We start from the raw sequence: 11,785 nt of genomic DNA, 5'->3' as shown, positions 1-11,785 counted from the left end.
AAGCGTTTGTTGTAACGGGCGATCTTGCCCGTGCGGTCGACGACCAATATGCCGTCGGCCGTCGCCTCCAACGTGGCGAGCAGCATCGATCGCTCAGCGGCCAAGGAATTGGTCGGAATCGGCGCTCGCCTCCCTTCTATTGACAACTATCGTCTATTCTAGGGAGGGAACGCCTATCATGTGGGAAGATGTGCGGGCACGTTTAGACTGTGAACGGCGTCACAGCGAGGCTGGAACTTTACTTAGCCGTGAGCGCGGCCTTCACGGTCGCGTCCCATGGCCGGCCGTTGAAATCTCGCGCGAAGTGGTCCACCATGCTTTCGGCAAGCGAAATCAACACGAGGGAGTCGCCCGCCGATTGACCGAGCTTGACATGCTCGACAAGACTGAGCGTGATCGACATCGGTATGGTGCCCATCTGAAGCCTCATGGGCTGATCGTCGAGCTCCCCTTGGACCTCGATGGAAGCGACCCCGCTCGCGACGCTGGTGACCGACGCGGAGACCGGAACCGCGAACGTTTGGTCTTCGACGAGCACGCTCACCGACGACCGCCACTTGCTCCCCGGTTGCAGGCCGGGAGCGTCAGCGACGACCTGTTGGCCCCCTCGCAGCGCCAACCCGAGGGTTGCCGTACCGCTGTTCGGATAGTCGAAGTCGAAATCGACGCCCGTCTTGGGTCGTGTCGCGAGGGTCCCGGAACTCTGCAGGGCTTGCGGTTTGCAATCGCACGAGAAACTCGCGTCATATTGGGCCGGAGCAACTTGCAAGACCAATGCACTTAACGCGGCTATCAACATCTTGTCCTATGGGTTTGCGACAAAGCCGACGGTCAGGCTCGAACTGACGACCTGCGGTTTACGAAACCGCTGCTCTACCGGCTGAGCTACGTCGGCAAGGATTCGGAACGCCCTTTTTCTCAATGGCCACGCGACCCGCCTGCCTTTGCCGGTTGGACGACTGCGGCGTCGCCCGACGCGGCGCTTTCATACCGCTCAAGAGCCGGGAATTAGGCGGCTGGGTGGTCTTGTGCCAGCCAACGATCCTTCAGAGCGATGCGACGAGCGCCTTTCGGATACGCGCTGCCTTGATGCGAGTCAAGCCATTCCCGTGCGAGCACGACGAGGTATTCGAAATTCTCCCAGATGCCCGAACCCCCGACTCGCCGTGAGATGGCGATGAGATCCTCGCCGTCTTTCCAGTCGTTGACCAGCACCCATGAGTACACGTCCATGATGGCTTCCGCCGGGATGAGCCGCTGTTTGACCAGACTACCTACGTAATCGTACCAGTTATAGAGATGGAGGAACGGCGCGTCCTGGCGATTATAGGTGTTGTCCTCGATGCTCTTGCGGAATGCCGGATCCTGAACGCCCTGGCTCGCGAGCTTCTTGGTCCCCTGGCGCCATTCCGAGAACTGCGGATCCTCCGAGCGGCCCAGGATGTTGAGCAGGCCCGTGAGCTGATTGCTCGTCCGCAGGTGTTGCAGCTGCACGATCGCCGCCAGCGCGGTCGCGGCGATGACCACGAACGATCCGATAGAAGCGGCCGTGCTTAAGACCTCAAGCGACATACTGTGCCCTCCCGTGTTGGCGCACCCACGTTTCGGCTCTTGCGGGTGATTTCTTCGTGCCGGGCAAAGCGTGTTCGTGTTGATGAAGTTGCTTCTTCTGCTTGCGGCCGTTCTTGTATCGAGTGCCGACGCTGACTGGCCGACGTACGGCTTCACCTACGACAACGCCCGCCACACGCCGCTGACGCAGATCAGCGCGCGGAGCGTTGCAACGCTGCAGCGCGCGTGGGAGTACCAGAGCACGGCGGCGGGGCAGAACGAGTCGTCGCCGATCGTCGTGCACGGCGTGATGTATGTGACGACCGGAGAGCGCAATAGCGTCGTCGCGCTCGACGCGCAAAGCGGAGTCAAGAAGTGGGAGTACACGCCGGCGCTCAGCCACTACTCGTTCTGCTGCGCCAAAGCCAATCGGGGCGTGGCGGTCGCGGACGGGCTCGTGTTCTTGGCCACGCTTGATGGAAGACTGATCGCGCTCGACGAGCGATCCGGCAGCGAACGCTGGGAGGTGCAGGTCGGCGACCCGCGCGACGGCTTCAGCGAGACGATGGCGCCGCTAGTCTGGCGCGACATGGTATTCATCGGCAGTTCCGGCGGCGATTTCGGGATCCGCGGCTCGTTCTCGGCGTATCGCGCCGCCGACGGAACGCTGCTGTGGCGCTGGTGGTCCACCAATCCTGGCTGGGAAGGTCCGTACGTCGCCAGCGTGCACGGCTATTCGCTGCATCGCGACATCGCGCGCGAGCGCGCCGATGCGCCGCGTTTCCGCGACGCGTGGCGCCATGGCGGCGGCGCTGTGTGGATGACGCCCGCGCTCGACGTGGAGCGTGATACGATTTATCTCTCCACGGGCAACCCAGCGCCCAACTACAACGCATCGACGCGGCCGGGCGACAATCTGTACACCAATTCGATCGTCGCGCTCGACGCGCTCACGGGCAAGATGCGCTGGTGGTATCAAGAGACGCCGCATGACGTGTGGGACTACGACGCCGCAAGTCCGCCGTTCTTGTTCGACGCGCTCGATCGCCACGGACACCGCGTGGCTGCAGTCGGAGAGGCAGGCAAGACGGGTTGGCTCTACGTTCTCAATCGCGATACCGGCGCCGAACTGCGCGTGTCGGACAACATCGTGCCGCAACACGACATGTACGCCGCGCGCGGCGACCAGATCATGGAGCCGGGCGTCCAAGGCGGCGCGATCGGACCGGCATCGTTCGATCCGGGCTCGGGCTTGGCGTTCCTGGTCGCGATCGACCGCCCGGACGAACACGTGCCGGGCCCGGTGACCCCTCGTACACCGGACACGTTGTGGCTTGCGGGGCACACGCGCCCGGTGCGCCACTCCGTCAACGACATCAGCGCCGTCGATCCGAGCACGGGTCGAGTGGTCTGGCGACGCCGCCTGTCCGGCGGCCCCGGGGAGCGTTTCAATCTGGGATTCATCAGCGGTTCGCTCTCCGCCGGCGACATCGTCTTCGTGCCCGAGCCGAACGGTGTGTTCTACGCGCTCGATGCGCGCACCGGAAATCTCTTGTGGCGCACGGAGATCGGCCTCGGCGACGAGCCGACGGTGCAAAACGACTTGACGTTCGTGGAACGCTTTCGTGCATTCGTGCGCTCGATCTACGTGAGGATCTTCAATCAGCCCGAGGGTCCGCCGGCGCACGCCCGTCTTGACGGGCCGCCGATCCGCTATGTCGTGAACGGACGCGAGTATATCGCACTGTGCGCCGACGTGTTCACCGGCGGCGTCGAGCGCAACGTCGTGATCGCGTTCGCGCTGCCGCGCTGATGGCGTCGCGCATCGCGGCGCTCGTGCTCGCCGCGTCGGCACTACTGCTGGCGGTGGCCTGGCCGCGGCCGGCCGAGTTGCGCCCGCCATTCCTCGCGCCAGGCGACGTGATCGTCAGCCAGGTGGACGGCGCAGCACCCTGCCGCGTCTCGTACGACGGCTTCATCTGGTATGCAGTCGGGCCCGGGCGCTTTCCGCCGACGGCGATCCGGTACAGCGAATGCCCTGCAGGCTCGCGTTTAAGCGCGCGGCGGGATTCGATCGTGCCTGCGTGGGCCAAGCCGGATGGTCCGACCAAGGCGCTGTTCGTGGCGACGTCGTTCCATGAGATCCCGTCGCGCGCCGGCATGGTACGCATCGCCGAGCTCGCACACGCGCATGGCGTGCCGGTCACCTGGATGACCGGCCAACCGAAGACCTTCGCTGTCGTGGGCGATCTCTACGATTCGTATCACCGGCATTTCGGCGATGACCTTCAGACGCGGCCGACCAATCACAACCCACATGCGATCGCGTCGCCGACGCCGACGCATTTCGCGGCTCTGGCCGCGCAGCGGTTCCGATGGTTTCAACCTGCGGTGGCGATCGAAGGGGTGGGGTACGAACGCGACATCGCGGCCGACATGGCGGACGGCTATCGGGCTTTTTGGGGCATCGCCTGGAATTCGCACGGGCTGGACAACGACTACGATGAGGGGACGCCGTGGGGCGCGTACTGCGCTGATCCGCAGTCCTACAGGCGTCCGGCGAGCGGTGGCGATTGCGAGCTGGTCGGGCTCGAGTGGACCGCGCGCGATCTCACCCGCACGGCGATCAGCGACCACGAAGAATTCTATTCGACCGACCCTGACGATCTGCAGGTCGCGGGTTTCGATCGCGTCGCCGGCGCGCGATACGTGCGCGAGCTGGTCGACGCCTATGCAGCCGCAGGAGAGCTCCAGCCTATCGTCATGGTCAGCCAGCAAGAGACCGACCAGATGGAGAGTGCGCCCTTCTGGTCCGATATCGCGACGTCGTCAGCGCTGCTCGACGCGCTCTACGCGCAGGCCAAAGCCGACGGCATGCGGACGGTGACGCTGGCGCAAGCTGCGACCGAAGCGCGTCGCTTTGCCGGCCGGCCGATCGCGATCGCCTTTCCATATATCCCGAGTCTTGCGGTCCCTGAAGCATGGGCGCCATGGTCGTATCGCGGCCCATATCCGGCGACCATCGACTATCACGACGGGGCGGCGGACATGAGCTTCATCCAAGGGCGCACCACCGCGGTGCGCGTGTTCCCGTTCGACCGCGCCGCTCGTAATTCGACCTTTCTCACCTTGCCGCGGCTGCAGACATCAGAGATGCCATCGCTGACCGCGGCCACGTTCGACGACGGCGCGCTGACCTTGGTCTTCCAGTCGCGGGTACCGGTTCGTTACGGCATCGCGCTCTGGAGCGACCCGTCCAAAGTCCGCTGGAGCTCGGCCCAGGCGCTTATCACAGCCGCGGGGCGTGCCGGCGCGGTCGCCGCCTTCGATCTGCCGCGCGGTAACTTCACGCTCGTGTTGCACTGCACGGGCTGTTCAAGCACGACCTTCCCTCTGGCGCCCTAGTACTCCGAGCGTTCGAGGTCGACGTCCGAGAAGGCCGTGAATTTCTTGTCGAAGCGTAGCAGCACGGTGCCGGTCGGCCCGTTGCGCTGCTTGGCGATGATGATCTCGGCGAGGTTCTCATTCTCGGGCGTCGGCGGGTTGTAGTACTCGTCGCGATAGATGAACGAGACGACGTCGGCCTCTTGCTCGATGCCGCCGGACTCGCGCAGGTCCGACAGCAACGGGCGCTTGTCGTTGCGCATCTCGGGCGAGCGGTTGAGCTGTGCGAGCGCCACGACCGGCAGCTTGAGCTCTTTGGCCAGCGTCTTGAGGCCGCGGCAGATGTCGTCGATGATCTCGACGCGGTTGACCGCTTTCATGTTGCTCGACTGCAGCAGCTGCAGGTAGTCGACAATGATCAGGTCCAGGCCGTACTTGGCGTGCAGCCGACGGGCGCGCGAGCGGACCTCGCTCACTCGGAGCGCTGCGGAGTCGTCGATGTGGATCGACAGGTCCGCTAGCTCGCCCATCGCGGCGGAAATCTTGCCCCAATCGTCATCTTTGATGTTGCCGGTGCGCAAGCGCTGCGCATCGATCCTCGCCTCGGCCGAGAGCAGCCGCTGGATGAGCTGGTTGGCGCTCATCTCGAGCGAGAAGACCGCCACCGCGCGCCCCGCCTGCTTCGCGGCGTGGACCGCGATGTTCAAAGCCAGCGACGTCTTGCCCATCGACGGCCGCGCTGCGATGATGACCAGCTCGCCGGGCTGGAAGCCCGCGGTGAACTGATCGAGCGACTTGAAGCCTGAGGGCACGCCGGTGATCTGGCCTTGCTGATGGTACAGCTTGTTGATCTGCTCGAACGCTGGCTTGAGCAGGTCCTTGACCTGCGTGAACCCGCCGTGCTGGCGGTTGCCGATCTGGAAGATCATCTGCTCGCATTGATCGAGCGTCTCTTCCACGTCGTCAGAGGGTTCGAAGCCCGCTAGCGAGATACGGCCGCCCGCGGTGATGAGCGCCCGCAGGATGGCCTTTTCCGAGACCACCTTGGCATAGTATTCGGCCGAAGCGGTGGTGGGAACCGCATTGAGCAACTGGGTGAGGAAGTCGAGGCCGCCGATATCGTCGAGCAGACGGCGCCGGCGCAGCTCTTCGGCGACGGATATCTTGTCGACCGGCTCGCCGCGCTCGTACAGCGCGGTGATCACTTCGTAGAGCGTGGCGTGGTGTGGTGCGTAGAAGTCGTCGCGCCGGACGATCTCGGCGACGACCGGCACCAACTCGCGGTCGACCATCAGCGCACCCAACACCGCTTGTTCGGCGTCGAGATTCTGCGGCGGAATGCGATCGATCGGTGATGCCAAAGCCATGATGCTACATTACATCACACCCGGATGGTGCGGGGCAAGCTCTGTCAGAAATTATTCTGTGGACGGCGGTGGAGAGAAATTGGGGATGCTGTGAATAGTTGTGGCCAGATCGAAACCCGGCCACAATATATGGTGTGTAGCGGTCGAATTTATTCGACCGTCGAATCGACCGGGCTATTCCGCGACGACGCGCACGGTGAGCTTCGCGCTGACCCCCGGCACGAGCTTGACCATGACCTCGTGATCGCCGGCGGCCTTGATCGGCTCGTCGAGCTCGATCTTGTGGCGGTCGACCTCGATCCCGAGCGATGACGAGACGGCTTCTGCGACTTGCGCGTTGGTGACGGCGCCGAACAGCTTGCCGCTCTCACCGGCCTTTGCCTGGACGACGATCGCTTTGCTCTCGAGCTTGCTCGCAAGCTCTCTGGCTTCAGCCAACGCCACGGCGGCGCGCTTGGTGTGCGCCGCGCGTTGCCCCTCGGCCTGCGCGAGGTTGCCGCGCGTCGCTTCGACCGCGATGCCGCGCGGCAGCAAGAAGTTGCGGCCGTAGCCGTCTGCGACGTCGTGGATCTCTCCGGCGCCACCTAAGCCCTTGACGTCTTTTTTCAGGATGACTTTCACGGCTACTCCGCCGCGAACGAAAGCAGCGCGATCACGCGCGCCCGCTTGATCGCCGATGTCACCGCGCGCTGATGTTTGGCGCAGGTGCCTGAGATGCGGCGCGGCACGATCTTGCCGCGTTCGGAGACGAACTTGCGCAGCTTGGGCGTGTCCTTGTAGTCGATCTCGGTGATCTTGTCGACGCAGAACGAACATACTTTACGTTTCGGCTTGCGGTCGACGCCGTTCTTCTTCTTCGGCTTCTTCATTTTCATTCTTGGAGGCATGGATTAGAATGGAACCTCTTCTTCTGTCTCTGCGTCGTATTTGTATTCGGGAAGTTCGCCCGCCGGTGCGGGTGCCGGGCGCTCGGCGCTCGCGCCGCCGGCTCCGCCGGGCCGCGAATCGAGCATCTGGAAATCATCGGCCACCACCTCGACGGCGGTGCGCCGGTTGTTCTCTTTGTCGGTGTACTCGCGGATCTGGCAGCGGCCTGAGATCAGCACGAGCCGGCCTTTTTGCAAGAACTCGGCCGCGCGCTCGGCGCGCTGGCGCCAGATGCTCACGCCGAAGAAATCGGTCTGCTTCTCCCCGCCGTCGCGACCGCGTTGGCGGTCGACGGCGATGCGGAATGACGTGACGGGAATCCCCGCTTGCGTCTGGCGCAGTTCGGGATCGGCGACGAGCCGCCCGACCAATACGATGTGATTATAGGTACCGGCCACGATATGAACCCTCCGTGTTCAGTCTCGGATGAGGAGGGCGCGAAGCACGTCGTCGTGCAGGCGCAGCTGCCGGATAGCCTCTTTGGCGCAATCCGACGGTCCGTCGAACTTCATGCAGACGTAGTGACCCTCGCGCTGTTTCTTGATCTCGTAGGCCAGCCGTCTCTTCCCCATCGGCTCGATGGCGATCTCACCGCCGCCGTTGTTCTTGACGACGTCGGAGAAATGCGACGACAGCTCGATGACCTGCGGGTCCTCGAGCCCAGGACGAAGGATGTACGTTATCTCGTAAAGCGACACAGTGCGTGCGCTGCCTCCCCATGGGCGATGGCTTGTCCTGACCAGCGCGCGAGGCGCTGCGGGCGAGCAGGAAGGAAATCGGCGGTCGGATGACCGCCACCAGCGGCTCGAAAGCCGCACGGCAAGCCCGCGTAGTATATCACACGTTTCGACGCCCTGACAAGGCGGAAAGCGACGTAACAAGCTGGTGCGGAATCGTGCCGGCGCGTTGCGCGACCTCGTCGATGCGCACGCCGTCCTCGTCGCCGAGGATCACCGCCTCGTCGCCCGGGCGCACCGTGACGCCGTAGGGAACGCGGATCATGGTGAAGTTCATGCCGATCGCGCCGACGATCGAGCAGCGCTCGTTATGCAGTCTCACTTGGCCGCCGATCGCCAGCGAGCGCGGCAGCCCATCGGCGTAGCCCAGGCGTAATGTCACGATGCATTCGCCGGGTTTGGCGATGCCGGTGCCGCCGTAGCCGAGCGAGGTCGCGTTCTCGAACTGCTTGGCGTACAGCACCGTGGCGCGAAGCGAGATCGCGGTGCGCAGCGGCAAGCCTCTGATCGTCCCTCCCGGATGAGCGCCGTAGAGCCCGATGCCGATGCGCGCCGCTTGGCCGCCGACACCCCATAACGTCGGCGCGGTCGCTGCCACGTGGTCGATAGGAACCGGCAGTCCGGTTTTCCGCATCGCGTCGACGGCGCTGTAGAACTGATCGAGCTGCGCGAGCATCTGTTCGCGGCTGGCGATATGTGTCCACGCGCCTTCCCAGCGTACGCCCGAAAGCGTGCGCACTGCACCGGCGAACGCCGAGCCGCGGTCCGCGGGGATGCCGCTCCAGCCTGTGCCCGTCTCAACCGCCACGTGTGCCACCGCTATCTTGCCGAGACCTACCGCAAGACGTGAGAGCTCCTTGGCGACCGCCGGATCTTCGATGGTGACGGCGACGTTGTTCTTGATCGCGGTCTCCAGCTCGTCGACCGGCGTCGTCCAGACGTGCACGATCGGCGCCGTGATGCCCGCTTCGCGCAGCCGTACCGCTTCTTCGATGTCCACCACGCAGAGGCGCTGCGCACCGCCTTCGATGCACGTGCGCGCGACGCGCTCAAGACCCAGCCCGTACGCGTCCGACTTGACGACCGCCCACAGCTCGCGCCCGGCGAGATAGCCGAGCCACGCGCGCACGTTGTGACGCAACGAGTCGAGGTCGAGCTCGAAACGCGGCTGCTTCAAAACAGTTTCCTCGAGTCGAGCAAGATCGTGACCGGCCCCTCGTTGACCAGCGCGACGCGCATCTGCGCGCCGAACACGCCGGTCTGCACGGGCAGCCCTTCGCGGCGCAGCAGCTCCACCACGCGGTCGAACAGCGGCTTCGCGGCCGGCCCGGCGGCGGCATCTATAAAGGAAGGGCGACGCCCTTTGCGCGCGTCGCCGTGCAAGGTGAACTGCGAGACCGCCAGCACGGCGCCGCCGACGTCGGCCAGCGCGAGGTTCATATCACCCGCCGGATCGTTGAAGATGCGCAGGCCCGCGATCTTCGCGGCGATCGCCGAGGCATCATCGTCGGTATCGTCTTTACCGACCCCGACGAGCGCAAGGAAACCGCGCTCGATCGAGCCGACGACGTTCCCGTCGACTTCCACCGATGCGGAGCTCACACGCTGGACCACCGCACGCACGAAAGACCGCCTTAGCGGTCGCCGACGCGGGCTTCGCGCTTGGTCACACGATACGCGTTGCGCACGTCGCGCACCCGGCCGAGCTTCTGCAGCAATTGGCTCAGATGGTTGAGATCGCGGATCTCGAGGCTGCACGAGATGCTCGCGCTGCCGTCGCGTTTGGTGCGCGCGGTGACCGAGGTGGCGTTGGTCTTGTGCTCGGAGAGCACGCTCATGACGTCTTGGAGCAGGCCGGCGCGGTCGGCGGCTTCGATCTCGATGTCCACGATGTGAGCGTCGGTCGGTGACACGTCCCACGCGACGTCGATCAACCGATCGGGCTGCGCGCCGAGCGAACCCGCATTGGGGCACTCCACGCGATGGACCGAGACACCCTTGCCCTGTGTGATGAAACCGAGGATCGCATCGCCGGGCACCGGACGGCAGCATTTGGCGAAACGCACCATCACGCCGCCCATGCCGCGCACCTTGATGCCTGAGGTCTGGCGCCGCGCGGGCTTGCGCACGCCGACCGCTTGGCGCTCGAGCGGCAGCGGCACGACGTTGCGCCGCTTGGCCTCCTCGCGTCCGCGCGCGACGATCGAGCCGAGCGACGCGTCGCCGAAGCCGACGGCCGCGTACATGTCGTCCAGGCTCGCGTAGTTCATCTTCGCGGCGAGCCGCTCGAAGAACGCCGGGGCGGCGACGTCTTGGAGCTGTTGGCGTGCGAACTCGCGCTCGACGATCTCGCGCCCGGCGACGATGTTCTCCTCGCGCCGGTTCTTGCGGAACCACTGCTTGATCTTGTGCTTGGCGCTCGACGTACGGCAGATCGTCAGCCAATCTAGCGACGGCCCGGGGCTGCCCTTATTGACCAGCGCTTCGATGATGTCGCCGGTCTGCAGCTCGTAGGTCAGCGGCACGATCTTGCCGTTGACCTTGGCGCCGACGCAATGATGGCCGACGCCGGTGTGCACGTGATAGGCGAAGTCGATGGGCGTCGCACCCGCGGGCAGTCCCATGACGTCGCCCTTGGGCGTGAACACGAAGACCTGGTTGGCGAACAGATCGACTTTGAGGCGCTCGATGAACTCGCGGCTGTCGTGGGTCTCTTCTTGCCACTCGAGCAGCGAGCGCAGCCAGGCGAGCTTCTCGTCGAAGTCGTCGCCGCGTCCGCCCTCCTTATATCTCCAGTGCGCGGCGATGCCGTACTCGCTGGTTCGGTGCATCTCCCAGGTTCGGATCTGGATCTCGATCGGATCGCCGCCCGGCCCGATGACCGTGGTGTGGATGGACTGATAGCCGTTGGTCTTCGGCATCGCGATGTAGTCTTTGAAGCGCCCGGGCAGCGGCGTCCAGATGCTGTGGACGATGCCGACCGCGCCGTAGCAGTCCTTCACCGAATCGACGATGATGCGGATCGCGTTGAGATCGTAGATCTCCGAGAAGTCGCGGCCGCTGCTCAGCTTTTGGTAGATCGAATAGAAATGTTTCGGGCGCCCGGAGATGTCGGCTTTGATGCCCGCCGCGGCAAAGCGGGTCTGCACGTCGGCGATCACGTTCTCGACCGAGCGCTCGCGGTCGGCGCGCCGCTTGGCGACGCGATCGCCGATCTCTTTATACGCCGCGGGATCGAGGTACTCGAGGCTCAGGTCCTCGAGATCCCACTTGATCTTGTAGATCCCCAGACGATGCGCGAGCGGCGCGTAGATCTCAAGCGTCTCTTCGGCGATGTTCTTCTGCTTGGCGGGCGGCAGGCTTTGCAGCGTGCGCAGGTTGTGGAGGCGATCGGCGAGCTTGATGATGATGACGCGGATGTCTTTGGCCATCGCCAAGAACATCTTGCGCAGGTTCTCGACTTTGACGTCTTCTTTGGTCTGATACGGGATCTTGGTGAGCTTGGTCAGCGCATCGACCAGCGTGGCGATCTCAGCGCCAAAACGCCGCTCGATCTCTTCGAGCGGCACGGTGGTGTCCTCGACGACGTCGTGCAGCAGGCTGGCCGCGATGCACGCCGGGTCCATCTCGAGGTCGGCCAAGATGGTGGCGACCGCTAGCGGATGCGAGATGAAGCTGTCGCCGCTGGCCCGGGTCTGGCCGCCGTGCGCCTGCTCGGCGAACTCATAGACGCCCTCCAGCCACTCCTCGTCCAGGCTAGGGTAGTACTTCTTGACCTGCTTCGTCAGCTCGGCAATCGTTGTCGCCATGTGGATATTG

The 11,785-nt window shown here is 64.5% G+C and carries 12 protein-coding genes and 1 tRNA gene; 2 read left to right on the top strand and 11 right to left on the bottom strand.

The features are described 5' to 3' along the window. Nucleotides 1–238: 238 nt before the first annotated feature. The 3 genes from VKF82_11785 to VKF82_11775 all read right to left on the bottom strand — a co-directional run bounded on the left by VKF82_11785 (nt 239) and on the right by VKF82_11775 (nt 1,572). A complete protein-coding gene (locus VKF82_11785) occupies nt 239–769 on the bottom strand; it encodes a hypothetical protein (protein ID HME82736.1) in 531 nt (176 codons plus the stop codon). 53 nt (nt 770–822) lie between these two features. Then, nucleotides 823–895: transfer RNA gene (locus VKF82_11780), tRNA-Thr, on the bottom strand. A 113-nt stretch (nt 896–1,008) separates the two neighbouring features. Beyond that, the gene (locus VKF82_11775; GenBank protein ID HME82735.1) at nt 1,009–1,572 is read right to left on the bottom strand and encodes a hypothetical protein; all 564 of its coding nucleotides are present in this window, start codon (nt 1,570–1,572) and stop codon (nt 1,009–1,011) included. A gap of 82 nt (nt 1,573–1,654) precedes the next feature. Between VKF82_11775 and VKF82_11770 the strand changes: the two genes are divergently transcribed. Together VKF82_11770 and VKF82_11765 are read left to right on the top strand one after the other, a co-directional pair. Continuing rightward, on the top strand, nt 1,655–3,364 hold the full coding sequence (locus VKF82_11770) for a PQQ-binding-like beta-propeller repeat protein (GenBank protein HME82734.1): 1,710 nt from the start codon (nt 1,655–1,657) through the stop codon (nt 3,362–3,364). Beyond that, nucleotides 3,364–4,956 (top strand): hypothetical protein, encoded by a 1,593-nt coding sequence (locus VKF82_11765; protein HME82733.1) that lies wholly within the window; start codon nt 3,364–3,366, stop codon nt 4,954–4,956. Before VKF82_11770 ends, VKF82_11765 begins: the two co-directional genes overlap by 1 nt. Here the strand turns inward: VKF82_11765 and dnaB are convergent. From dnaB to VKF82_11725, 8 genes are all read right to left on the bottom strand, one after another. Then, complete coding sequence (gene dnaB, locus VKF82_11760) at nt 4,953–6,302, bottom strand: replicative DNA helicase (GenBank protein ID HME82732.1); 1,350 nt, start codon at nt 6,300–6,302, stop codon at nt 4,953–4,955. The genes VKF82_11765 and dnaB overlap by 4 nt on opposite strands. A gap of 174 nt (nt 6,303–6,476) precedes the next feature. Beyond that, nucleotides 6,477–6,923, bottom strand: coding sequence for a 50S ribosomal protein L9 (gene rplI, locus VKF82_11755; GenBank protein HME82731.1), 447 nt, complete (start codon nt 6,921–6,923; stop codon nt 6,477–6,479). A 2-nt stretch (nt 6,924–6,925) separates the two neighbouring features. Continuing rightward, entirely contained in the window at nt 6,926–7,171 is a 246-nt protein-coding gene (gene rpsR / locus VKF82_11750; protein HME82730.1) for a 30S ribosomal protein S18, read from the bottom strand. Between the two features lie 21 nt (nt 7,172–7,192). Next, complete coding sequence (locus tag VKF82_11745) at nt 7,193–7,627, bottom strand: single-stranded DNA-binding protein (GenBank protein ID HME82729.1); 435 nt, start codon at nt 7,625–7,627, stop codon at nt 7,193–7,195. 18 nt (nt 7,628–7,645) lie between these two features. Beyond that, on the bottom strand, nt 7,646–7,927 hold the full coding sequence (gene rpsF / locus VKF82_11740; GenBank protein ID HME82728.1) for a 30S ribosomal protein S6: 282 nt from the start codon (nt 7,925–7,927) through the stop codon (nt 7,646–7,648). Nucleotides 7,928–8,066: 139 nt separating this feature from the next. Then, entirely contained in the window at nt 8,067–9,143 is a 1,077-nt protein-coding gene (alr, locus tag VKF82_11735; protein HME82727.1) for an alanine racemase, read from the bottom strand. Next, a complete protein-coding gene (gene dtd / locus VKF82_11730) occupies nt 9,140–9,580 on the bottom strand; it encodes a D-aminoacyl-tRNA deacylase (GenBank protein ID HME82726.1) in 441 nt (146 codons plus the stop codon). Before dtd ends, alr begins: the two co-directional genes overlap by 4 nt. A 20-nt stretch (nt 9,581–9,600) precedes the next feature. Next, entirely contained in the window at nt 9,601–11,775 is a 2,175-nt protein-coding gene (locus tag VKF82_11725) for a bifunctional (p)ppGpp synthetase/guanosine-3',5'-bis(diphosphate) 3'-pyrophosphohydrolase (GenBank protein HME82725.1), read from the bottom strand. Nucleotides 11,776–11,785: the final 10 nt, after the last annotated feature.

It is taken from the genome of Candidatus Eremiobacteraceae bacterium, from assembly GCA_035314825.1.
GTDB lineage: Bacteria > Vulcanimicrobiota > Vulcanimicrobiia > Eremiobacterales > Eremiobacteraceae > JAFAHD01.
Note: the sequence above shows the minus strand (reverse complement) of the source record. Positions and strands in the feature narration are given on the sequence as shown.